Origin of the sequence: Moraxella haemolytica (assembly GCF_030177935.1) — a bacterium.
Classification (GTDB): Bacteria; Pseudomonadota; Gammaproteobacteria; order Pseudomonadales; family Moraxellaceae; genus Moraxella; species Moraxella haemolytica.
In genome coordinates, this window is the sequence record NZ_CP089974.1 from 1,272,215 (window position 1) to 1,295,048 (window position 22,834).

Sequence of the window (22,834 nt, forward strand, 5' to 3'; positions counted from 1 at the left end):
TTTGTGTCTAAAATTACAAATTTTAACGGTAAATTTTAAGATTTTTGCCCATTACTCTATTTTATATGAACAAGTTGAGCATCTTGGACAAGTTGCCCTATTTATAAGGGTTGTAGCGTTTTTTGTCTTGAACAACTTGATTTTAACTTGTTCATCAATAAAACCCCTGCAAGCCTTGATTTTGCTTAAACTTGTTCAACTTGCTCAACTTGTTCATTATTATTTGTCATAATCATAAAAATTGATTGATATTGTAAAGTTATGTAAACGGAAAAGGTTCGCCATAATCTACCAAATTAGCATTGCTTGACTGGATTTGATAACCGTGTTTTAGTCGCCAATACCAGCCATCAGATTTTTTATAAGGTCTATCACAAACAATCTCCCTTGCTCGTCTTAGGGTAATTGTTGTAATATCTGCTTCTTTGGCTAATCTTTGCACTTCACTTGATTTCATCTCTTTATGTTCTCTTAATAATTCAACCAAGAATGCTTTGGCTTCATCAAGCAATGTTGGTTCTTTTTCCTCCTGTTCGTCTTGTTCATTTAATAGCTCTTTGGCTGTGCCATTTTGAAAATTACCCCATTCAATTTTTGTAGTAGATATGCCGTCCACTTCACAAGGGGTAATGTGATATTCAAAACCACCGTCTAGCTCTGATATGTTACTTTTGGCTCTGGTAAAGATGCAAGGCTTTTCAGGCTCGTCAGGTCTATTAGCAACCCAACTCATGCGACTTAATGCCGTAAATGCCTGCGAACCAATAATCCTATCAGCAGGGCTTGCCCCTTTTGAGCCTTTGGCAAAGTGTGTAATGCCAACAACTGCACAATTAAAATCCTGTGCAAAGTCCACAAGAATTTGTAAGCCATTTCTCACATCATTGGCTTTGTTCATGTCCTTGTCAATGGCGGATATGATGGGGTCAATCATAAGTAGTTTAATATTTTTACCCTGTGCATAGTCATACAGTAAGGGCAAATCTTCTGATGCTGTGAACGCCACAAGCTCGCCTTTTTCATCAGTCTTAGCAGTAATAAAATTGATATTTGCCAAATTTGCACTGTTCGCCATTAAGCGTGGTTTGATGGTATCTGATATGTCGTCTTCGGTGCTGTAAATGATGATTTCGCCTTTGTCTGTGCATTGTGTTCCATCTGGAAATACACCGCCATTACTGATTGTAGCAATCAGATTTAACAAAATGTTGGTTTTGCCAGCACCGCCAGCACCAGCAAAAACGGTTAATTTACCCAGTGGTAGCCAATCTTGCCATAGCCATTGAATGGGCTTAGCTTCAATGTCATTAGCATTGGTTAATACCAGCTCTTTTGTACCGTTGATTAGTGATAAAATACGCCCTTTGGTCGCACCTTGTGGAATGTTGATTAAATGCTTTTTAAAACCTAGTCTTAAATCGCTTGTGCTTGCGATTTTAAAGGGGATTTTGTTTTGTTCGGCTGTTAGTACTAGGCTGTTAATATCGTTGCTATAAACGCAATCTACGCCCATTTCAAGCAGTTTTAAAAACAAGGCTTGATTATCGGTCAAAATGGGTATGCCATCGCACACACCCATAAAGTCGCCATCATTGCCAAAAATAAAACCTGTTTTGTCTTTGGTGATGAGCTTATAACCCACTTTGGCAAAAGTAAAATCAAGTAGGGGCAAGGCATACCCACCCCCAAAGTCCACACCATCAATCACACAATTTTTAAGCCTAGAACTTCCGTTTAGGTAGGTTTCTAGCTCTGTGATGGTTGTCATGGTTTGATTGTTTAGTATCATTGCACACCCTCCCAACTGTCAAAAGTTTGGGTTAGCTTGTAGCGGTCAATATGGGCGGTTGGATAGTCTTGTGCCAGCTGTGTGGCAAAAGTATGGGCGGTGTCAAAGTCGCTAAATTCTTTGTAAATGCCAAATTTTTGCACACGGACGATATAAATAACACTCTTTTGCATTACACACCCCCAAATAACGCTGTAATGCGTTCTGTGATGGTTTTTGGCTTAGGTGGTACATTTGCCCCATCTTGTGCATTAAGTAGCTTTACAAGCTCATTCATGGCGTTGTAGATGGCATTGGCTTTATCGCCATGTCCTGCATGGGGATTTTGGGTGTGTAGTTCGCTATGGCGGTGGTATTCGTCTGCTAGGACGGTTAGGGAATGGTGTAGAAATGCGGTCATGATTGACGCTCCTATTAGTTTAGTTAGTTTTGCCAACCACAACAAGGGTTGGCGGGTCTCAACTACCGCTAATAGACGGCTGTACATATTCCCCAAAAAGGGTATTGTATTCTGCACTATCAACCCGCCATAAACTGTTAGTACATTGTCTGTACTTAGTAATGACGATATATTTACACCTGTGGAATGTGTAGGCGTAAAAATAGCCAATGAATGACGGTTTGGCTTTACCGCTATTAGATTAGTAGTGGCGGTATTATTGTCCACGCCTACACTTTTTGCAAGTGAAATATTTTTAATAAATTCTTGTTTTAATGAAATTTCTTTCATGTTATAATTACCTTGTCAAGTTTTAGTTTCAAAAAGCCCTGCCATTGTGCGGGGTTTTTTATGCACTATATTCATTCAACCATTGATGAATATCGCTGTTACGCCATACGGTAACGGTGGCTGATAGCTTGATGGGTGGTGGAAATTTGCCAGCCTTTACCCACGCCCACACAGTAGATTTACCAATGGGCAAAAATGGTAGGATTTGACTAATACGGCTCATGCCGTCTTTGGGTAGGGTTGTTGGCTTGTCTTGGGTCATGATATACGCTCCTAGATGGAAATGGATTTAGGGCGTATTGTAGGGGGTGCATATACCGTTACGGCAATACCATAACGGGTTACGGTTCGCACCGTTACGGTGGTGTTACGGTAGTTTTGGGCAATAAAAAACCCTTGCAAATCAAGGCTTGCAAGGGGTAACGGTAAAAGTTTATTTTTGGTCTTGATGGCGTATGATTTTATCAATCCATAACGCCTTACTTGGGTCAATACTGGGGTATTTTTCAACTATCCATTTTTTGATAAATTCCTGTTTTGGTGGTGTTTTTGGGTTTTGCCAATGGGTATTCATCACATCAAACAAGGCGGTTAATGCGGTGTTGGTGTGAATTGGTTTTTCTACATTAGCAGGCGTGCTGTTTTGCGTGGCAAGCTGTTGTTCAAGCTCTGCTATGCGTGCTTGTAGTCGTTCATTTTCTTGTTGTAGGTCGGTTGGTTGGTTAAAAATTGAGTCCAGTTGGGTGGTTGGCTTGTCATTAAACGAAAAATTAGGGTCAAATTCTCTAATGATGTTTAAAATTTCAGATTTTTTAAAACCTACTATGTTTGCTAAATAACTCATATTTTTCCCCTTAAAATGGTACATTTCTGTGATAACGCATACTCATAATGGCTTTTTTGATAATATCTATTTTGTAATAAAAAGTTTGCCCATTTTTAAGGGTGTAAATCTCTTGAAAACCCCCTATTCTTTCATCAATTGGTTGCCAAACTTTATATTCATTTTCATAAATGGTTATATCGCCTTTGTTTTCGTCTATATGCTTTTCTAAAATATCAATTAAAATGGCTTCGGCTGTTTCTATTTGTTCATCTAGTCCAATGTGCTGATGAATAGCATTCACAACTTCATCAATGGATATATAACCAATATCATTTATTAAGCTCTTTAAACTCATCTCATACCTTATCCATACCTTAACCAAATAAAATGCAAGGCGTGGCGGTCTAAGGTATGAAAAATAACCGCCGTTCGGGTAATTACTCCTAGCCTTGCAAAACTTTTCAATAATTATTGCATCAACTCTGTCATTTCCAATCTATGCACCGCCAATTCATCAACGATTTCATGGTCTTTGTATCTAAGTGCTTTTAAAAAGCTAATAAATGCCTGCTCGCTGTGGTCGGTCATGCGTTTGTTTTTGTAGCTGTCAAAATTGCCGTGTTTGATTTCATCAACGATATTTGCCCAGTCGTTCATCATTCTGGTGCGTGCTGGCAATAGATTGGCTTCATTGTACGCTCTTACCGTCTTATTACCCTGCACATGGGATAATTGCAATTCTATGGCTTGTGGTGGGTATTGCATTTCATAAAGGCTGGTACTTGCCAAGCCACGAAAGCCATGTCCAGTCATACGCCCTTGATAGCCCATTGTTTTTAGTGCTTTGGTAAAGGCGTTTTCTGATAGGATTTCTTTTTTTCTGCTACGGTTGCTACAAAATACAAATTCGTCATGTAGCTTCATGGCTTGAATGTCTTTTAAAATTTTAACCACTTGTGGGGCAAGCGGTACAATGTGGGGGTAAGCCGTTTTTCATGCGGTCGGCTGGAATGTGCCATAAATTATTTTCAAAGTCCAATTCTTGCCATCTCATGCCCCTAAGCTCTTTGGTGCGAACAAAGGTATAACACATCACATAAAAGCCATATTTGGTTAATAGCTCGCTGTTACTGCTGTCAATGTCTGCTAGAAGCTGGGGAAGTTCGGTTATCTTAATGCGTGGGTAATGCTTAGTCTTGTGTTCGCATAGGCTTTTACCAATGTTTCTTGGAATGGGATTGTATAGGTTTTCTGCCAATCCCTTTTCTATGGCATAATCATAAATAGCAGTTATCCAGCCAATCACTCTATGGGCGGTGCTGGTCTTTCCTACGACTGCTAAGCGGTCATGCACCGCCATAATGTCAGGCAATCGCAAGGCATAAATGTCTTTATTGCCAATGATGGGATAAATGTGGTTATGGTAGGCACTCTTATCCCGTTTGAATGTGTGGGGCTTAGTGCGTGTTTCGTGGTGTTCTAGCCACTTTTGAGCAAATACATCAAAACAAGTATCAACCTGCACGGCTTTGGCTTGCTTGGCGTGTTCTTTGGGGTCTATGCCTTGTGCTAGCAGTCTTTTAAGCTCTGCAAGCTCTTCCCTTGCTTGTGCTAAGCTGATTTGTGGGTATTGCCCTATGGATTGGTTGGCTTGCTTTCCTTGATAGCGATAAGCAATAACCCATGATTTAACACCTGTATATCTAACCCATAATTGCAAGCCGTTCATGTCGCTGTACTTGTCAGGAACTTTGGTATCAATGCTCTTTTGTGTTGGTACTAGCTTTTTGATTTTGGTATCTGTTAAAGCCATAATTGATAAGCCTTTGGGTGTGATTTGTTGGTATTGAAAGAATGTGAACTACAATACCAACAATAATACCAACAAAATTCATGGATAGCAATAGACTATAACGGACTACATAAGACAATAAAACCGCCTAAACCCTAGAAAAATCAAAGGCTATCGCACGATTGTGGATAGCCCTAGATTATAATATGGTCGGAGTGGCGGGATTCGAACTCGCGACCCCTTGCACCCCATGCAAGTGCGCTACCAAGCTGCGCTACACCCCGATTGAATTGCTATTTTACTAAATTTTTTAAATTTTGCAAGCGTTTTTCTTATTTTATCATCAATCACCGACCCCAACTCAACATAGCACTATTTGCATAAAAAACCCCTGTTAAAAACAAGGGTTCATCATGATAATCAATGGCTTACTTAGGTAGCTTAGGAGGTTTATCTGGTTTGGGTAGGGGTGTCGTGTTTTGATTCTCTTCTATCACTTCAAGCCGAACTTCCATACCCTCATTATGATGCTCAGTAACTACTTCTTGAATACCTTGCGATTCATCGGTCACCACCCCTTCTTTATTATCCTTAGGCTTTCTACCCAAGCGACGCACAACATAACTATCTGTAAGGACACGCACACTAGGCTCTTTTTCATCAGCAATGTCTTCATAGATGACCTGCCCTTCACTGTTAATCTTAGCGTATTTAACCGACTCGCTTCGTGGAAAGAAAAAATCCCATGGCGTCGCCAAAAAATGTCTCCACACCAACCCAGATAATTTTTTCCATTCAAAGAATTCCACTTCTTTAGAACGCAACGCAACAAATAACGCCAAAGAAAAGCTCACCATTAAGTTCACCGCACCAATGAGCAGTACACCGATAAAAGATAGTATCACAAGCCCCCAACTTAGGTCCTGTGGCGATAGATAAAATAGCCCATGCACAAAGTTGGCAGAAGCAAAAGCGATATGACGAATATCTAGTGGCAATCCAAGCATATAGCCAATGGTTGCCGTACTGCCTAAGAAGCAACCAAAGATAAAGTTACCCATGATTGCCCCAAGATTCGCTTCAATAAAGTTACCTAGCTTTTCTTGCCAAGCACTTGGTAAGATATGCGACAACAAGCGATGGCGACGGATACGCTCACCAATCTTATTGTAAGCTGATAGATTATCATAATAACCTGCAATAAGCCCCGATAAGAACAAAAACACACCTGCAATTGCCGCATGTGGCAAAGAGAGCGAACGAATAGGATCAAGCTCATGCAATAGATGTGCCGCCTTATAGCCATCAATCATGGGCGTGCCTGTGATTGATGGCCATGCATAAGCAATTAAAAGAGCCACTGGCATAGCAATCGAGATATTACCCAAAATCGCTACAAACTGCGTCCGTAAAATATCTACAATCAGCTCAGATAATTTGGTCAGCTGTTGGGTTTTTTTATTGCCCGAGCCATCTGAAATGGTTGATGCAATAGCGGCGGCTGTCATGGCTGGCTGCTTGGTTGCAACCGTACCGCCTGCAATATGAATGGCAACAAAGCCCAAACCATAAATCATGCTATTGATAAAAGCCCTACCGACTGGAGCTAACACCAATGATGAACCCAAAATTTTTATGGTCGCCATAAATGCAATAAGCAATCCGCCAATCGCTGCTTTTTTATACATCTTGCGATAGCCTGTGCGGTCAGTGCTGATGTAGTGCTCCCCTACTCGGCTAGCATTTTCAGTAACCTTGCGAGATAACAGCTTTGTATTATTTTCAATCAAATAACTAAAGCTATAACGAGTCTTTGCTGTACGCACAATCTGTGCGGTCAATTCAACAATTGCCTTATCACGGTTTTTTTGGTTGTCCGAAACCAGCTCAATAAGCACCTGCATTCTATGCAAGCTTTGCTCAAGTCGCACAAGCATATTGGTCAGACGAATTGAAATACCAGTCTTATAGATGCGTTTTCGCACATTGGTAACTATCTCGTGGCATTGCTCTAGCATGACAAGCAGTGGTGCAGGACTGATGTCTTCATCAGGCGTGATGTCCGTCATCAAATCTAGCTCATGTGTCTTTCGGTATTGATTGACATACAATACAGCTTCTTGGTTTTGTGCCACAAAAGCTGCTGAATGATTCAGCATCTGCGGATAAGCTGACATTAAATCAGGGTGCAGACCCATACCACTAATACGGTATGATAAGATAACTATGGCATTTAGAATATTATTTTTAGCGGTTGCCACTAAGGCTAAGTCTTCATCATCAACATGAATCAGCTCAATTAGCCTATCCCATTTAGCACCATCAATCATGCGTACCCAACGCAAGTCATTGCGTTTGTTAAATAAAAAACTAGCAAGCTCAACAACCGAATCTTCTTCGGGTAACAGTGGTAAAAAGCGATGCCCAATTAGCCTGTTAACGCTATAAGAAAAACTTTGGTCAGAAGCGATACCCGTATCCGTATAAAGCGTTACTTGATTATATTTATTCGTCAATCGCAAAATAAACGCCGCCAGCCCCGAGCCATACTCAGGGTTTTGCTCAACCAAGGCAATCAGCTGACTTATTTTTTCATTGGCAGCGTCTTCATCACCCTCGTCGACACGCAACTCATCAACCAATTGCTTTAGCACTTGGGTTTCAGGCAGTTCTTTTAGTGCTAAGATACGCTGTAAAATATCTTTTAACTCAGCATTATTAGGATTTTGCAACAGTTTCTCCAAGTTTTTTATTTTATTAAAATCAGCAAAATTAGCTTAACAGTCCAAAAGTTCAAAAAATCTTACCATCAATGCCAAGTCTGGCAAAGTAGCTAAGTATTCATAAGAATATACACATTGTCCATTTATGCTTACGCACAGCATTGGTATAACCTAACCATTGCGTTTAGCATTTAACATCGCTTGAATATTGGTCAGATAGTCTTGAGAGATCTGCTTGGGGTCTTTGTTGCTTGGACGCTTAGCAGGATAATCAACATGATCGGTTGGTAACTCATCTAAGAACCGTGATGGCGTGGTGGTTTTAAAATCCTTACCCATACGGCGTTTTTGAGCAAAAGTTAAAGTCAGCTCAAGCCTTGCACGAGTAATGCCCACATACATCAAACGGCGTTCTTCTTCAATATCATCTTGCAACAAAGAATTGCGGTGTGGCAAGATTTCCTCTTCAACACCAATGATATAGACATGATCAAACTCCAGACCCTTTGCAGCGTGTAAGGTCATCAAGTTGACCTTATTGGTATTTTCCTCTTCTTGTTGTTGCTCTAGCATATCTAATAGCATCATCTTACGAACCACAGCTTCAATGGTCGTGTCTTCGTCATCTTCGGCACGGTTAATGAGTGTGGCGATACTCTGATACAGCGTTTCAATGTTATCAAGTCGATTCTTTTCTTGCTGGGGGGTTTTGCTATCTTCTTTGATATAATCAATATAGCCTGTTTCAATAATCATCTGACGCACCAGTGGCATGGGGTCGGCGTTGTCATACAGCTCACGAGTATAATATTCAATAAACTCAGCAAAGGCATATAGCGTGTTGCTCGCTTTTGCTCCCACCGTTGCTTTTAGCCCTGCGTGCGAACAGGCGGATAGTAAAGATATGCCATACTCTTGGGCAAGTAGGCCTAGCTTTTCTAGCGTAGCAGAACCCATACCACGCTTTGGGGTATTAATGATGCGTAAAAAAGCTGCATCATCATCAGGATTTAGAATGATACGCAGATAACTCATCACATCCTTAATCTCCGTGCGAGCAAAAAAGGATGTACCGCCTGAGAGCTTATAAGGCACATTCAGCTGACGCAACTCAGTCTCTAATACTCGTGCTTGAAAATTGGAACGATATAGTACGGCATACTGCTCCCATAGGTTGCCATGACGCAGACGATGGGCGACGATTTCTTTAACAACTCGCTCCGCTTCATCTAGATCTGTTGGGCAAGTAATCACACGGATATAAGCCCCCTCGCCTTTATTTGACCACAATGCCTTATCAAAGATATGTTCATTATTGGCGATGACGGTATTTGCCGCACTTAAGATGCGATTGGTAGAGCGGTAATTTTGTTCAAGTTTGACCACATGCAGATTAGGGAAATCCTGCTTGAGCAGTGCCATATTTTCAGGTTTTGCTCCACGCCATGTATAGATGGATTGATCATCATCACCCACTACCGTGAAACGAGCAGTTAGCCCAACCAAGAGCTTAACCAGTTCATATTGAGCGGTGTTGGTGTCTTGATACTCATCTACGAGTAAATAACGAATACGGCGTTGCCATTTTTCACGCACCATCTCATTTTCTTTTAAAATACGGACAGGCAGAACAATCAAATCATCAAAATCCACCGCATTATAAGCCCTAAGATTGCGTTCGTACAATCCATAAAGATGGGCAAAAATCATGTCCTCTGGGTCCGATAAAGTGGTCGCTGCATCTTCAGGAGCAATCAAATCATTCTTCCAATCTGAAATAAACTTCATCGCCTTGCCTGCAAATTCACGACTCTCAGAACCGCTCATATTATCACGCATCATTAGTTCCATCAGCAGTCGTTTTGCGTCATCTGCATCCATGATGCTAAAATTGCTTTTTAAGGGCGTATGAATCAGCTCATAACGCAAAAACTGCAAGCCAAACTGATGAAAGGTAGAGACCGTCAAACCACGAGTTTTTTCATTCGGCAAAAGTTTGCTCACACGAGCCTTCATCTCTCGTGCCGCCTTATTAGTAAAGGTCATGGCAGTGATTCGCTCAGCAGGAATATGGCAGTTGGTAATCAAGTGGGCGATTTTTTGGGTGATGACCGATGTCTTACCCGACCCTGCCCCTGCCAGAACGAGCAAAGGACCTGACACATGGGCTAAGGCTTCTTGTTGGCGGGGGTTTAGCTGACTCATACTCTAAATTCTTTGGGCAAAATGGGGACTCATTATAAAGGATTTTGGTAAATTGGGCAAAAGTTTGTATCAAAACTTGCAATGAAAAAAGGTAGTATTTTGCAATATTACCTTTTTTCATTGCCCATGAACAGTTCTGTGATTGCCTACAGCAAAGTTTTGGCTGTAGGTTAATTTTGCCAAAAGTAAGGTGGGTAAGACCAAGCAAGATTGATATTTAATGCCCAATAACATCATAAAAACACCGCTTGTCTAGCTAGTATTTTTTAATTATTTTAAATAAAATAAACACCACACCGCACAAATGCCCAGTACAATGCCCATGCCATTGATTTTTGAAATCTTTTCTTTAAAAGCCAATAAGCCCACAATCGCACCCAAACACATCACCCCAATATTCATACCTGCAAACACCAAGGTGGGGTCATCTTTAAAGGCTTGATAAGCTTTGATATAAAATAAGATATTAGCAAAATTAAGACCGCCCAATATCACCCCACTTGCCAAACTTTGACCATGCCATTTGGTTTTTTTGATAAGCAAATAAGCTAGGCAATAAAATACCCAATGTCACAAAAACAAACACCTTACCAAACGCCACATTACCAATGCCATCAAAGCTCAGTTTCAGTAACGCCATGCACAGTGCCATGGCGGTCATATAATTCACCAAAATAGATTGGATGATGTCAAGGCGTTGTTGACGAGCAAACTTTAAAAATACAGACACCAGTACGCTAGCACAAATAGCAAGAATCAAAAAAATCATGGTTATTCCATCACACCAATTTGAAATATTTTGTTACAAAATGTGTGATATATAACCATGAATGGATGATTGTCAAGATTTTTAGTGTACAGTTTTACACCAAACGAGAGCTTGCCAATGCGGTCAGCTGATACAGTCCTTCACGATATTTATTGACAGGCAATACTTCTAAATATTGTTGAGCCTGTTTGGTTTCGTCTAAGGCTTTTGCCTTGCAGTAGTCCAATGCCCCAGATTGTTGCACCAAGGCAATCAGCTCACCTACATCATCAACCTTCCCTGTCTGCACAGCGATGCGTAACTTGTCATAATTGATGGCATCGGTATCCTTTAGAATTTCTAGGGTTTTGATAATCGGTAAAGTCGGCTTACCCTCCGCCAAATCATCGCCTAGGTTCTTACCCATCATCGCTGTATCGCCTGTAAAGTCAAGCACATCATCAATCATCTGAAAGGCATTACCAAAGTGATAAGCAAACTTACCCAAAGGCTCAAGCAAATCGTCACGACCTGCCAAAATCCCTGCCCCTTGCGTTGCCATCATAAATAATCTTGAAGTTTTTCCATCAATAATTTGACGATAGTCTTCCTCGGTAGTCTCTGGGTTGTGCTGATGCTGTAACTGCAACACCTCTCCTTCTGCAATATCGCAAGTGCCATCAGAAAATAGCTGAAGCAACGGCAAATTACCAAATCCAACAAGCAAATTAAACGAACGAGCAATCAGATAATCTCCCACCAGTACAGCTGTGGCATTATTCCAAGTGGCGTTAGCAGTCGGTCTTCCCCGTCTAAGCCCTGATTCATCAATCACATCATCATGTACCAGTGTGGCAGTATGAAGCATCTCAGTAATCGCCCCAAGCTCCAATGCCTGCTGACTTTGTTCATCATGTAGCATTCGTGCAGTCAGCAGCGTAATGAGTGGTCGCATCCGCTTACCACCTGCATCAATGACATGCTTAGATACCTGCATAACTAAGCGTACTTTGGAATTTAAACTGCCAAAAACCTGCTTATCCATGATGGCAAAATCATCAGCAACGATGGCTTGAATGTCTGCATAAGTGGGCGTAATCATTATTTTTCTCACACTTTTAAAAAATTTATTTATCATATCATAGCCCATATATTTCTAAAAGAGCATTCGTCAAATTCAACCAACAGTTGCATTCATCTGACACCCTCGCATAACTTTTTCTTATGTTTTTTTATTATTAACAAACCAATACTTAATTTTTTGGTATTTTTGTGCGTGATACGCTTGTAAAATGGGCGGATTGTGTGCATAATGTTAGTATTTTTATCTGATGCGACTGCGTTCAGTTGGTAGCATCCTTATCTCCATCTTTATTTCTATTATAAATCCAAGCCATCCTAAAGGTAGCCTTATGTCATTTTTAACTCACCATACCGAAATTGATGATGTGAATATTGAAAAAATCACCCCTTTAATTACCCCCACAGAACTAAAACGCACCTACCCCCTATCAAGCCAAGCCTTTAACACCGTGCTACATGGTCGTCAGGTTATCCAAGACATCTTAGATGGTGTTGATAAACGCATTTTGGTCGTTGTTGGTCCTTGCTCCATTCACGATACCGTCGCTGCTCACGAATATGCCGACAAATTAAAAGTTCTGGCAGATGAGTTAAAAGATGAGCTGTTTATTGTCATGCGTGTATATTTTGAAAAACCTCGCACCACCACAGGCTGGAAAGGTCTTATCAATGACCCTAACATGGATGATAGTTTTGATATTGAAAAAGGGCTTGGCATGGCAAGAAAGCTCCTTTTAGAACTGAACGAAAAAGGTCTGCCTTGTGCTACCGAAGCATTAGATCCCAACACCCCTCAATATATGCAGGATTTAATCAGTTGGTCAGCCATTGGGGCAAGAACCACCGAGAGCCAAACTCACCGTGAAATGTCCTCTGGTCTGTCCTGCCCTGTTGGCTTCAAAAATGGTACAGACGGCTCAATGACTGTTGCTGTCAATGCCATGCAAGCAGTTAAATCAGGGCATAGCTTTTTAGGCTTATCGTCAGATGGTAAGGTTTCTATCATCAAATCCAAAGGCAACCGTTACGCCCATGTTGTCTTGCGTGGTGGCAATGACCAGCCCAACTATGATAAAACGGCCATCGCCTTAGCAGAAAATGAACTTGCCAAAGGCAAAACCAACGGAAAAATCATGGTAGATGCAAGCCACGCCAACTCTGGCAAAGACCCTTACCTACAACCCATGGTTATCCAAAACATCGCAAGCCAAATCCAAAACGGCAACAAGTCCATCATGGGACTGATGATTGAAAGCCATCTCAAAGGTGGTCGTCAAAATATCCCAGCCGACCTAAGTCAATTAGAATATGGCAAATCAGTAACCGATGGTTGTCTAGACTGGGACGCTACCGTTGATATCTTGCGTCAGTTCGCCAAGGCAGTCAAAGAGCATTTACCAAATCGTTAATTGACCACAAATTTAGGTTGTGCCGTTCGTAGAGAACCTGTCAAATCATGATGATAAAACCATCACTCTTTCGACAAACTCAAGGCGAACGGCTTTTTGATTACCCAATAATACACCATGCCAAATTCACCCACCAATCCCAATCAAGGTTCATTCTTTGGCTCATTTTATATGGTCTTTGCGTGCTTGTGTTTTGCACTTATGCTTGTCTCCATTAAGATGGCAGGACAAAAATTTGCCATGCACACTTATGAACTTACCTTTTGGCGAGTACTATCTTCATTGGTTATTTTAGGTGGTTTGTCTTGGGTTAAAGGGCAGGATTTTCGCACAGCTTATCCAAAGGAACACTTTTGGCGGTCATTGTCAGGTTTGGTTGCCCTACTGATGAATTTTTATGTGGTGCTACACCTGCCACTTGCTACTGCCAGCACCCTACAAAACACCTCTGTCATTTTTTTAGGGCTACTTTCCATCATCATTTTAAAACAAAAGCCATCTGTTATCAGCTGGATATCGCTCATCTTAGGATTTTTGGGCGTGGTGATTTTATTAAAACCTAGCCAAGGGGGTGATATCTTTGCCATGTTTATCGGATTGACAAGCGGAGCAATTAGTGGTTATGCCTATTTACAAGTGCGAGAACTTAGCTTGCTTGGCGAACCTGCATGGCGGATTGTATTTTATTTCTCACTTTTATCTGCCATCATCTCAGGAATATTGGCGGCATTTTTTGGTTTTACGCCCATCAGTTGGGCAAATCTACCCTATATCATCGCCATTGGAGTGACTGCTTTGGGTGGACAGCTTCTCATGACTTATGCCTATCAAGTGGGACAAAAATTTGTCGTGGCGGTATTGGGTTATTTAGGCGTGGTGTTTTCGGTCATTTTTGGGGCGGTGTTGTTTGGTGAACGGCTTGACTGGCTAAGCCTGCTTGGGATTGCCATCATCGTCATCAGTGGTATGATTGGAACAAAAAAATAAGATTGGTTATCAGCCCATCTCAATAATATAATGTATAATAAGCATTCAACAATCATAGATTTTTTAGTATAACTACCAATACACTTGTATTGACTAATTTTTATGTTATAATAATGCTTTATTAATAGCAGGATTATTTCATGTAAATGGGACAACCCTGCTACATTTCACGGCTGTATTTTGCAAAAATACTAGAGTATATTAACTCCCATAGCACCATTTACATTTATTGATGGTCTGAGCAAAAATCGTACAACTGTATATGAAAAATGGTCGTCAACCGCTTAATCCCATGGGTTTTGCTTAACTTCAATCCCACAAATCAAGTATTTAGGTGATTTTATCATCAAGCCCTGCTATGCACTTATGTTAACCAAGTGGGCTTTTACAAAAATGTGGATCCAATCCATTTTATGGCAAATACATAAATACGATAGCAAAATAACTCTACTTCTAGTATATATCACTAATCTTGCAAGACATCAACAATCAGCCAATGGCATTTTACATTGATTTAATTGAGGTACCTATGCAAAAATTTATTATCGTATCGCTAATGACAAGTGGTTTATTATACACATCTCTAGCACACGCCAAAAAAGCAGTAGAAACCAACTTAGGTATTGAACGCTATCAAGAAACATACCGTGAATACACAAATGGTGAGCGTTTCATGCAACAGCAAGGTAGCTTGAATGCACTTAATGGGTCAATTAAGTATCGTTTTAATGAGAAAGATGCGATAAAATTAGAGGGTAGATACGCCAAAGGCAAAGTTGATTATACAGGTGGTGAAAATCCTAGCGAAGAAAATCCTGAAGGATCTCCTTATGGCTCAATACACCTAAAAGGTGCACCTCGTCTCTCTTATGACATCCGCTCACTGTATATTTATGAAAAATCAATTCGCCCAAACTTAAGTATCATTGGTGAAGCAGGCTTAGGATATCGAGTCCTAAGAGATTTAAGCTCCCGCATAGATTCAGAGGATTACGATAGAAAAAATAAAACTGCTTACACACAAGTAGGCTTGGGTGCAAAAATAGCTTTGGCTCACGGATTTGAATTTTTACCACGAATTGCTTACAATCAAGGTATTTATGGTCGTCAGTACTCCTTCTTAGGTGATCACGGCACCATCACACTCAAACAGCACAATGCTCGTGGTATTGAAATAGAATTACCCATCAGTAAGCAGCTTGCTAACCAAACCAAAATTAGTTACACCCCTTATTATCGTGGTTGGAATGTCCCCACTTCCAATACTTTTGAACGCATTGAAACAGGCGAAGATGGTAGCCAAGGTATAGCAAGCTACAGCGAACCAGAAAACAAAACCAAAGAGATAGGCTTTAAACTGCAATACACATTTTAATCTACCTTAAAGCCAACTCTCAAGTTAAGCCATGTAATTTAAAAAATAAATGGCCACTCATCACCCCCCCTTATTGATTTCAATATCAGTAAGGGGTTTTATTAACAAACCATAACCTACTTATTATTCCAAAGCACCACTCACCCCAAGTACAAAAATCTCTACTTTAGATTTTGTTAGTCGCAAAAAACCAACATTGAACAAATATGCTATAATACGCAGATTTATTTTATATTTATGGTCTTACGACATGGACATCATTTTACAACTCATTGATCTCATCGTAAATATCGATAAGCATTTGACGGTATTTTTAGCAGACTATGGCATGTGGATTTATGGGATTTTATTCTTAATTATCTTTGTTGAGACAGGTCTTGTGGTCATGCCATTTTTACCAGGTGACAGCCTACTCTTTGCAGTAGGGGCGTTAGTAGCCTTTACAGGAAAGCTCAACCCCGCCCTACTCATCGCCTTGCTATTTATCGCAGCGGTACTTGGCGATACACTAAATTATCATATTGGAAAATATATCGGACCTAAAGTATTTGCAAAAAATTACCGCTTGATTAACAAAGACCATCTCATCGCCACTCAGACTTTTTTTGAAAAGCATGGCGGTAAAACCATTATCTTTGCCAGATTTCTGCCTTTTATTCGCACTTTTGCCCCTTTTGTGGCGGGAGCAGGCAGTATGAATTATAAGCGATTTATCAGCTATAATATCATCGGTGGTTTTTTATGGATTGCATCTTTTGTTCTGCTTGGCTATTTTTTTGGCAATCAGCCTGTCATCAAGGATAATTTTACTTATGTGATTTTTGGTATTATTGGATTTAGTATACTACCCATCATCATTAGTTTTTTGCGACAAAAAATAAACCCATGACTTAAAATAGGTTAAACCATGACAACATTTAAAGATTTACTCTCAAAAGATACCCAAGCTCAACTCAAAGAAATGGGTGGCAAATCCTCAACCAAACCTGAGACCGACAACAACAAAAAGCCCGCCAGTGCCACTGTCATGAGCAAAAAAGAAGTCTCTCAACAAGTTAAACGCTTTAATCATGAGAGCATTGATGAAGACAAGGTGCTATTCATGCAAGCAATGAGCGGTGTCCGCCCCTTAAAACATGAGCAGTCCATCAGCCATGCCCAAAAAACCAACCCCAAAGACCCCACCACCCTACTTCGCCGTGCCAATGCCGAAGGCGGTGAAGAGCTAGCAGGTGCTAAATTGTCCGATATGCAAGCCTTGTTAAATCCTGTGGCAGGCGAAGCGTTTTTAAGCTACAAAAACCCAACATTACAAAACAAAGTATTTGAGCAACTAAAACAAGGTAAATTACGCTGGTTTGATGCAGTTGATTTGCATGGCTCAAGCATTGATGAAGCTCGAAATGCTGTCCAGACCATCATCGCCAACGCCCTAAAAAATGGCGAAACAGTCGTTAAAATCGTACATGGCAAGGGTACAGATGCCATCATCAAAACCTGTGTGAATGGTTGGTTACGCCAAATCCCTGATGTGATGGCGTTCGTCTCTGCTCCTGCTAATGATGGTGGTACTGGGGCAGTACTTGTACTACTAAAACGCAATAAAATCAATATGTAATAAGTCATTCATAATAAAAAAACCAATCATTAAGATTGGTTTTTTTATTACAGTCATCAATCTGCAATTTTTTCACCATGAATGGCAAGGTCAAGACCTTGATATTCTTCTTCGGCATCTACACGCAGTCCCATGGTTTTTTTAATAATCACGCCAATAATAAATGTCATCACCGCACCATACATCAAGGTGGCAATTACCCCCTCAATCTGTAGCCAAAGTTGCTCCAACAACGGCACATTAGCGACCTCAGGATACAAGGTAGGACTTACAAAAACACCCGTTAAAATTGCACCAATGACACCACCTATACCATGTAGCCCAAAAGCATCTAGTGCATCATCTACACCTAGGCGTTTTTTTACATAATAAATCATCACAAAACACCCCAAAGCGGTCAGCACACCGATCGCCATCGCACCAAATACATCCACAAAGCCTGCCGCAGGTGTAACCCCAACCAGACCTGCTACCGCACCAGATGCCCCTCCTAACGCAGACGCCTTGCCACGCTTCATGTATTCTGCCATCAGCCAAGTGATTGCACCAACTGCCGCAGCTACCTGAGTGGTGATTAAAGCCATCACAGCATGACCATTAGCACCCAATGCCGAGCCTCCATTAAAGCCAAACCAACCCACCCAAATCAAACCTGTGCCAATGAGCGTCAATGTTAAGTTTGCAGGAGCAAGATTGCTTTTGCCATAATCACGGCGACTGCCCAATAAATAGGCCAACACCAGACCACCCACACCAGCATTGATATGCACCACCGTACCACCTGCAAAATCAAGTGCATCGCCGGTCAGCCACCCACCGCCCCACACCCAATAACATACAGGCACATATACCAGCAGTGTCCAAGCCCCAGCAAACACCATAAATGAGCCAAATTTAATGCGCTCAGCGAGCGAACCTGCCAAAATTGCCATGGCGATGATTGCAAATGTTAATTGAAACATAACCATTAGTAATTTTGGGATACTACCATCTAATTCCTCCAACCTAATGTTATGCAGCATCACATAATCAAGCCCACCAATAAAAGCATTCATAGAGTCTTCTGAGAATGCAAGCGAATAACCTATCACAACCCACACAACAGAAACGACCGCTGCCGAGCCTAGACTGTGCATCATGGTAGATAAGATATTTTTCTTACGCACCATACCTGCATAAAATAATGCAAGCCCTGGAATGGTCATCATCAAAACTAAGGCGGTCGCTGTCAATACCCAAGCTGTATCACCGGTATCAAGCATAGGCTCACTCGCCATGACCACAACAGGCAACACCCCCGCAAACCCCAAGCCAAATTGGCTGATTAATTTTTTCATTTTTACCACCTTTTGCTGATTTTTATAAAGCCTCTTCACCCATTTCGCCTGTGCGAATACGCACAATCTCATCTAACGACTGCACAAAAATTTTACCATCGCCAATCTTTCTTGTATTGGCAGCACCTGCAATGGCACTGACCACATCATCAACCAAACTCTCACTCACAGCCACCTCTATCTTTAGTTTGGGCAAAAAATCCACCACATATTCAGCACCACGATACATTTCGGCATGACCTTTTTGACGCCCAAAACCCTTAACCTCCGTGATTGTCATGCCATGAATACCCATCGCCATTAACGCTTCTCTAACATCATCTAGCTTAAATGGCTTGATGATTGCAATGACTAATTTCATAATATAATCCTATGATGATACAAGTAAAACTTATAATTTAGTTGTAGTATGCCAAAAAACACTCAAAATAAAAAATGGTTTATTTTAATAAAAAAAAGACTATTTATTATTTTTTATTATGATAATATAATATTTTCAAATATTTAAAAAATCACCAATCTATTTACAAGCATCCATAGAAATTCGTAAAATACAGCTTTTATTCTTAATTATTTGGATAGTTTATGACAGACACTCTGACCATCGGCATCGTTGCAGGTGAAATCTCAGGTGATGCACTGGGTGCAGACTTTATGCAACAAATGAATAAACTACACCCAAACATTTGCTGGGTCGGCGTGGGTGGTCATGGCATGATACAAATGGGATTAAAGCCCATCATTGATATGGAACGCTTATCCGTCATGGGTTTGGCTGAAGTACTTAAACATTTGCCCGACTTATTTCGTGCCAAAAAAGAGATTCTTCGTGCCTTTGATAAAAATCAGATTGATATCTTTATTGGTATTGACGCACCAGACTTTAATCTAAGATTGGGCAAGACCCTAAAACCCAAAGGCGTATTCTGCGTGCAGATGGTCAGCCCAAGCATCTGGGCATGGCGTGAAAATCGCATTCACAGCATCAAGGCAGCGACCAATTTGGTATTGTGCCTATTTCCTTTTGAACTGCCTGTCTATGCCAAACATCATCACCCTGCAGTGTGCATCGGACATCCGCTAATCCATCACACACAACCCAAAAACTTCACCAAATCCACCAACACACTATGCTTGATGGCAGGTTCACGCTTAAGTGAGATTCGTGCCATTTTACCAACTTTATTGGCAAGTTTTGATGCGTTATGCCAGACTCATACGGCACTGACTGCCATTTTGCCACTTGCCAAAGATGAACATCGAGTGATGGTGCGGGCAATCATCAATGAGCAAGCACCTCATTTATCATCACGACTGACGACCTTTACTCCAAGCGACTGGCAAGATTGTAGCGAGTACGACAGTAATTACACCGCCAGTCAGTATGCCATGCAGGTGGCAAAATTAACCATTTTAGCCAGTGGTACAGCAACCCTAGAAGCACTCATGCTAAACACTCCGATGGTGGTCGTGTATAAGGTTAACGCCCTAACCTACGCCATTGCCAAACGCTTGATTAAGACCCCCTATGTTTGCCTGCCCAATATCCTAGCATTTGAACGCACAGGCAAAAGTATCGTGCCAGAGCTAATACAAGGTAACGCCACCGCTCAAAATATCGCTCATGAAGCAAACTGCATTCTTGCCAACTCCAACGAACAAAAAAACAAACTCATCAACACAGTACAACTCATTAAACAAGCCAGTAGCCAAAACTCTGCCGATACGGTACTAAGTTACTACACCAAGAACAACTAAATACACCTAAGCCTAAAAACCATGCAACCTTCAAAAGCACACAGTCAAAACACTCACACATTGCATTGCACAGCCATTAGCCATAAAAATCACAAGCTGACATCCGATACCATCGTCATTGGCATTGATGAAGTTGGTCGTGGTTCGCTATTTGGGCAGATGACGGTAGGGGCGGTGATTTTAGATAATGCGTTGACAGGGGAATTTGGGCAAGTGGATTTATCAAGCACATCAATCATGCTCATTAACGACAGTAAAAAGCTATCAGAAAAAAAGCGAAATTTAGTTGTTGAACCCATAAAAAATACCTGCCAAAGCTATGCCATTATTGACATACCGGCATTTGTTATTGATGAGATTGACATTTATCAAGCCACTTTGCTTGGTATGCGACTTGCCATTGAGAAGTTGATTGACATCAATCACATCACATCTAGCCATGATTTAACCATCATCATAGATGGCAATGCCACACCGATACTATCCGATGGATTTGCCGAATTTCAACCATGCATCCATACACTCATCAAAGGTGATAGCATTCACACATCCATTGCCTGTGCCAGTATTCTAGCCAAAGTACACCGTGATACAGCAATGAATGATTTTGCCAAGATCTATCCAAACTATCAAATCAACAGGCACAAGGGTTATGCTAGCAAAGCCCACACACAAGCCATTTTTGAATATGGAATACTACCAGAACACAGAAAAAGTTTTAACCCCATGCGAACAATACTAGCAACTTCGCAAGGCGTGCTGCTCTAACATAACGCCGAGCCAATCAGCCCCTAATTCTCAATACCACCCAAAAACAAACAAACCCTAAATTTGATTAGGGTTTGCTCTTTGATGGCCAGATGGTTAATTACTTGCGTTTTTTGTCACGCTTTTTAAACTCAGCGATGCGTTTGCGTTCACGCATGACTTTGGCTTTATTTTTAATTTTTGGATTTTTTTTGCCTTCGTATGGGTTGGCATTTTGCTTAAATTCCACATGCAACGGCGTACCTTCAAGTTTAAAGACATCACGATAAATATTCTCAAGATAGCGTTGGTAACTTTTGGGTAATGCACTCGTCTGGTTGCCATGGATAACAATCACTGGTGGATTATGCCCACCCAAGTGAGCATATCGTAGCTTGATACGGCGACCCCCTACCATTGGCGGTTGATGATTTTCTACCGCATCTTGTAGAATTTGAGTAAGGCGACTGGTTGACACCTTAAACATAGATGCGTCATACGCCTTATGGATAGATGGATATAGATTACCCACGCCATTGCCATAAAGGGCGGAGATAAGGTGAATCTTTACCCATGGGACAAAATTAAAACGACGATCGATTTCTAGCTTGATAAAATCTTTTTGATCTTGGGTTAGCCCATCCCATTTATTGATGGCGATAACAATAGCACGCCCTGCATCTAAGGCATAGCCTAGCATATGCAAATCTTGATCAACAATCCCTTCTTTGGCGTCAATCACAACCACGACCACATTGGCATCTTTGATTGCCTGCAAGGTCTTAACAACAGAAAATTTTTCTACCTTTTCATCAATGCGACCACGACGACGCACGCCTGCAGTATCAATCAGTGTATACTTTTCTCCTTCTCGCTCAAATGGAATATAGATACTATCCCTTGTCGTACCTGGCATATCAAACACCACGACACGCTCCTCGCCAAGTAGGCGGTTCACCAGTGTTGATTTTCCAACATTAGGACGACCGATGATGGCAAGTTTAAGCGTCCGCTCAGCATCTTCATCCTCCACCTCATCTTCTGGCATATCAGCAGTTAATACCTCAAGCAGACTAGTTACGCCCTTACCATGACTGGCGGCAGTTGGAAATGGCTCTCCAAAACCTAGGGCAAAAAACTCTGCTGATGACGCATCATGCACACCATCCATCTTGTTTGCCACCAGATACACAGGTTTGCCTAATGTATGTAAAAATCTGGCAATCTCGCTGTCTGCCCCAATCAGACCCACTCGTGCGTCCACAACAAAGACAACAATATCTGCCTCATGAATGGCGGTATAGGACTGTGTTGCCATATAGTCATCAATATTACCCTTACCATCATCCATTTCACCAATGCCACCCGTATCAACCACGATAAAGGACTTATTTTCAAAATGTGCATCGCCATATTGACGGTCTCGGGTTAGACCTGCCAAGTCAGCAACTAGGGCTTGGCGAGATTTGGTAATTTGGTTAAATAGCGTGGATTTTCCAACATTAGGACGACCAATCAAGGCCACCACAGGTTTAATACTCATAACTTCTCAAATAATTTTAACGATAAAATTGATAACACAACGATTAAAAACAAAAACATCAAGTGCAGATGGTAAGTTTTTTGTCGGTTTTTTTAGCATTATAAGAACACCAAGATTCCTTTGCCATCAAAATGACAAAGGAATCTTCATAAGCGAGTCAAATA

The 22,834-nt window shown here is 41.1% G+C and carries 24 protein-coding genes and 1 tRNA gene; 7 read left to right on the plus strand and 18 right to left on the minus strand.

The annotated features are described in order from the left end of the window. Nucleotides 1–259: 259 nt before the first annotated feature. The 15 genes from LU276_RS05970 to LU276_RS06040 form a co-directional block, all read right to left on the minus strand. Nucleotides 260–1,768 (minus strand): AAA family ATPase, encoded by a 1,509-nt coding sequence (locus tag LU276_RS05970; protein WP_284672960.1) that lies wholly within the window; start codon nucleotides 1,766–1,768, stop codon nucleotides 260–262. 17 nt (nucleotides 1,769–1,785) lie between these two features. Then, entirely contained in the window at nucleotides 1,786–1,962 is a 177-nt protein-coding gene (locus LU276_RS05975; RefSeq protein ID WP_284672961.1) for a hypothetical protein, read from the minus strand. Beyond that, nucleotides 1,962–2,519 (minus strand): hypothetical protein, encoded by a 558-nt coding sequence (locus tag LU276_RS05980; RefSeq protein ID WP_284672962.1) that lies wholly within the window; start codon nucleotides 2,517–2,519, stop codon nucleotides 1,962–1,964. Before LU276_RS05980 ends, LU276_RS05975 begins: the two co-directional genes overlap by 1 nt. A gap of 58 nt (nucleotides 2,520–2,577) precedes the next feature. Then, nucleotides 2,578–2,781: a helix-turn-helix transcriptional regulator gene (locus LU276_RS05985; protein WP_284672963.1), complete on the minus strand. Its 204-nt coding sequence runs from the start codon at nucleotides 2,779–2,781 to the stop codon at nucleotides 2,578–2,580. A gap of 11 nt (nucleotides 2,782–2,792) precedes the next feature. Continuing rightward, a complete protein-coding gene (locus tag LU276_RS05990) occupies nucleotides 2,793–2,987 on the minus strand; it encodes a hypothetical protein (RefSeq protein WP_284672964.1) in 195 nt (64 codons plus the stop codon). Beyond that, nucleotides 2,953–3,363 carry an MreC domain-containing protein gene (locus LU276_RS05995; RefSeq protein ID WP_284672965.1) on the minus strand — a complete coding sequence of 137 codons (411 nt, stop codon included), beginning with the start codon at nucleotides 3,361–3,363 and terminating at the stop codon, nucleotides 2,953–2,955. Before LU276_RS05995 ends, LU276_RS05990 begins: the two co-directional genes overlap by 35 nt. Before the next feature lie 10 nt (nucleotides 3,364–3,373). After that, nucleotides 3,374–3,700: a hypothetical protein gene (locus tag LU276_RS06000; RefSeq protein ID WP_284672966.1), complete on the minus strand. Its 327-nt coding sequence runs from the start codon at nucleotides 3,698–3,700 to the stop codon at nucleotides 3,374–3,376. Between the two features lie 113 nt (nucleotides 3,701–3,813). Beyond that, nucleotides 3,814–4,299, minus strand: coding sequence for a tyrosine-type recombinase/integrase (locus tag LU276_RS06005; protein WP_335342677.1), 486 nt, complete (start codon nucleotides 4,297–4,299; stop codon nucleotides 3,814–3,816). Continuing rightward, the gene (locus LU276_RS06010) at nucleotides 4,292–5,158 is read right to left on the minus strand and encodes a tyrosine-type recombinase/integrase (RefSeq protein WP_284672968.1); all 867 of its coding nucleotides are present in this window, start codon (nucleotides 5,156–5,158) and stop codon (nucleotides 4,292–4,294) included. The genes LU276_RS06005 and LU276_RS06010 overlap by 8 nt, the downstream gene beginning before the upstream one ends. A gap of 186 nt (nucleotides 5,159–5,344) precedes the next feature. Beyond that, a tRNA-Pro gene (locus LU276_RS06015) sits at nucleotides 5,345–5,421 on the minus strand. A gap of 144 nt (nucleotides 5,422–5,565) precedes the next feature. After that, nucleotides 5,566–7,869 carry a site-specific recombinase gene (locus LU276_RS06020; protein WP_284672969.1) on the minus strand — a complete coding sequence of 768 codons (2,304 nt, stop codon included), beginning with the start codon at nucleotides 7,867–7,869 and terminating at the stop codon, nucleotides 5,566–5,568. A 162-nt stretch (nucleotides 7,870–8,031) separates the two neighbouring features. Further along, nucleotides 8,032–10,065, minus strand: a complete 2,034-nt coding sequence (locus LU276_RS06025; RefSeq protein ID WP_284672970.1) for a UvrD-helicase domain-containing protein — start codon at nucleotides 10,063–10,065, stop codon at nucleotides 8,032–8,034. A 270-nt stretch (nucleotides 10,066–10,335) separates the two neighbouring features. Next, entirely contained in the window at nucleotides 10,336–10,554 is a 219-nt protein-coding gene (locus LU276_RS06030; RefSeq protein ID WP_284672971.1) for a hypothetical protein, read from the minus strand. After that, nucleotides 10,541–10,834: a hypothetical protein gene (locus LU276_RS06035; protein ID WP_284672972.1), complete on the minus strand. Its 294-nt coding sequence runs from the start codon at nucleotides 10,832–10,834 to the stop codon at nucleotides 10,541–10,543. The genes LU276_RS06030 and LU276_RS06035 overlap by 14 nt, the downstream gene beginning before the upstream one ends. Nucleotides 10,835–10,928: 94 nt before the next feature. Then, nucleotides 10,929–11,915: a polyprenyl synthetase family protein gene (locus LU276_RS06040; protein ID WP_284672973.1), complete on the minus strand. Its 987-nt coding sequence runs from the start codon at nucleotides 11,913–11,915 to the stop codon at nucleotides 10,929–10,931. 310 nt (nucleotides 11,916–12,225) lie between these two features. On the opposite strand from LU276_RS06040, the gene LU276_RS06045 reads away from it, so the two are divergent. The 5 genes from LU276_RS06045 to LU276_RS06065 all read left to right on the plus strand — a co-directional run bounded on the left by LU276_RS06045 (nucleotide 12,226) and on the right by LU276_RS06065 (nucleotide 17,285). Next, nucleotides 12,226–13,305 (plus strand): 3-deoxy-7-phosphoheptulonate synthase, encoded by a 1,080-nt coding sequence (locus tag LU276_RS06045; protein WP_284672974.1) that lies wholly within the window; start codon nucleotides 12,226–12,228, stop codon nucleotides 13,303–13,305. Nucleotides 13,306–13,422: 117 nt separating this feature from the next. Then, on the plus strand, nucleotides 13,423–14,292 hold the full coding sequence (locus LU276_RS06050; protein WP_284672975.1) for a DMT family transporter: 870 nt from the start codon (nucleotides 13,423–13,425) through the stop codon (nucleotides 14,290–14,292). Between the two features lie 529 nt (nucleotides 14,293–14,821). Then, complete coding sequence (locus LU276_RS06055; RefSeq protein WP_284672976.1) at nucleotides 14,822–15,667, plus strand: hypothetical protein; 846 nt, start codon at nucleotides 14,822–14,824, stop codon at nucleotides 15,665–15,667. Between the two features lie 250 nt (nucleotides 15,668–15,917). Next, nucleotides 15,918–16,556, plus strand: a complete 639-nt coding sequence (locus LU276_RS06060; protein ID WP_284672977.1) for a DedA family protein — start codon at nucleotides 15,918–15,920, stop codon at nucleotides 16,554–16,556. An 18-nt stretch (nucleotides 16,557–16,574) separates the two neighbouring features. Further along, nucleotides 16,575–17,285, plus strand: coding sequence for a Smr/MutS family protein (locus LU276_RS06065; RefSeq protein ID WP_284672978.1), 711 nt, complete (start codon nucleotides 16,575–16,577; stop codon nucleotides 17,283–17,285). 56 nt (nucleotides 17,286–17,341) lie between these two features. Here LU276_RS06065 and LU276_RS06070 read toward each other — a convergent pair whose 3' ends face one another. Together LU276_RS06070 and LU276_RS06075 are read right to left on the minus strand one after the other, a co-directional pair. Next, nucleotides 17,342–18,622 (minus strand): ammonium transporter, encoded by a 1,281-nt coding sequence (locus LU276_RS06070; RefSeq protein ID WP_373628427.1) that lies wholly within the window; start codon nucleotides 18,620–18,622, stop codon nucleotides 17,342–17,344. A gap of 22 nt (nucleotides 18,623–18,644) precedes the next feature. Then, the gene (locus LU276_RS06075) at nucleotides 18,645–18,983 is read right to left on the minus strand and encodes a P-II family nitrogen regulator (protein WP_284672979.1); all 339 of its coding nucleotides are present in this window, start codon (nucleotides 18,981–18,983) and stop codon (nucleotides 18,645–18,647) included. Between the two features lie 224 nt (nucleotides 18,984–19,207). On the opposite strand from LU276_RS06075, the gene lpxB reads away from it, so the two are divergent. Both lpxB and LU276_RS06085 read left to right on the plus strand, forming a co-directional pair. Continuing rightward, the gene (gene lpxB, locus LU276_RS06080) at nucleotides 19,208–20,380 is read left to right on the plus strand and encodes a lipid-A-disaccharide synthase (protein ID WP_284672980.1); all 1,173 of its coding nucleotides are present in this window, start codon (nucleotides 19,208–19,210) and stop codon (nucleotides 20,378–20,380) included. A gap of 21 nt (nucleotides 20,381–20,401) precedes the next feature. Further along, on the plus strand, nucleotides 20,402–21,148 hold the full coding sequence (locus LU276_RS06085; RefSeq protein WP_284672981.1) for a ribonuclease HII: 747 nt from the start codon (nucleotides 20,402–20,404) through the stop codon (nucleotides 21,146–21,148). 100 nt (nucleotides 21,149–21,248) lie between these two features. Here LU276_RS06085 and der read toward each other — a convergent pair whose 3' ends face one another. Continuing rightward, nucleotides 21,249–22,670, minus strand: coding sequence for a ribosome biogenesis GTPase Der (gene der / locus LU276_RS06090; RefSeq protein ID WP_284672982.1), 1,422 nt, complete (start codon nucleotides 22,668–22,670; stop codon nucleotides 21,249–21,251). Between the last annotated feature and the right edge of the window lie 164 nt (nucleotides 22,671–22,834).

Bases quoted from the DNA above. Each gene is read 5' to 3' on its own strand.
- LU276_RS05970 (WP_284672960.1), bottom strand. From the start codon at position 1,768: ATGACAACCATCACAGAGCTAGAAACCTACCTAAACGGAAGTTCTAGG.
- LU276_RS05975 (WP_284672961.1), bottom strand. From the start codon at position 1,962: ATGCAAAAGAGTGTTATTTATATCGTCCGTGTGCAAAAATTTGGCATT.
- LU276_RS05980 (WP_284672962.1), bottom strand. From the start codon at position 2,519: ATGAAAGAAATTTCATTAAAACAAGAATTTATTAAAAATATTTCACTT.
- LU276_RS05985 (WP_284672963.1), bottom strand. From the start codon at position 2,781: ATGACCCAAGACAAGCCAACAACCCTACCCAAAGACGGCATGAGCCGT.
- LU276_RS05995 (WP_284672965.1), bottom strand. From the start codon at position 3,363: ATGAGTTATTTAGCAAACATAGTAGGTTTTAAAAAATCTGAAATTTTA.
- LU276_RS06000 (WP_284672966.1), bottom strand. From the start codon at position 3,700: ATGAGTTTAAAGAGCTTAATAAATGATATTGGTTATATATCCATTGAT.
- LU276_RS06010 (WP_284672968.1), bottom strand. From the start codon at position 5,158: ATGGCTTTAACAGATACCAAAATCAAAAAGCTAGTACCAACACAAAAG.
- LU276_RS06025 (WP_284672970.1), bottom strand. From the start codon at position 10,065: ATGAGTCAGCTAAACCCCCGCCAACAAGAAGCCTTAGCCCATGTGTCA.
- LU276_RS06035 (WP_284672972.1), bottom strand. From the start codon at position 10,834: ATGATTTTTTTGATTCTTGCTATTTGTGCTAGCGTACTGGTGTCTGTA.
- LU276_RS06040 (WP_284672973.1), bottom strand. From the start codon at position 11,915: ATGATTACGCCCACTTATGCAGACATTCAAGCCATCGTTGCTGATGAT.
- LU276_RS06045 (WP_284672974.1), top strand. From the start codon at position 12,226: ATGTCATTTTTAACTCACCATACCGAAATTGATGATGTGAATATTGAA.
- LU276_RS06050 (WP_284672975.1), top strand. From the start codon at position 13,423: ATGCCAAATTCACCCACCAATCCCAATCAAGGTTCATTCTTTGGCTCA.
- LU276_RS06055 (WP_284672976.1), top strand. From the start codon at position 14,822: ATGCAAAAATTTATTATCGTATCGCTAATGACAAGTGGTTTATTATAC.
- LU276_RS06060 (WP_284672977.1), top strand. From the start codon at position 15,918: ATGGACATCATTTTACAACTCATTGATCTCATCGTAAATATCGATAAG.
- LU276_RS06065 (WP_284672978.1), top strand. From the start codon at position 16,575: ATGACAACATTTAAAGATTTACTCTCAAAAGATACCCAAGCTCAACTC.
- LU276_RS06070 (WP_373628427.1), bottom strand. From the start codon at position 18,622: ATGAAAAAATTAATCAGCCAATTTGGCTTGGGGTTTGCGGGGGTGTTG.
- LU276_RS06075 (WP_284672979.1), bottom strand. From the start codon at position 18,983: ATGAAATTAGTCATTGCAATCATCAAGCCATTTAAGCTAGATGATGTT.
- lpxB (WP_284672980.1), top strand. From the start codon at position 19,208: ATGACAGACACTCTGACCATCGGCATCGTTGCAGGTGAAATCTCAGGT.
- LU276_RS06085 (WP_284672981.1), top strand. From the start codon at position 20,402: ATGCAACCTTCAAAAGCACACAGTCAAAACACTCACACATTGCATTGC.
- der (WP_284672982.1), bottom strand. From the start codon at position 22,670: ATGAGTATTAAACCTGTGGTGGCCTTGATTGGTCGTCCTAATGTTGGA.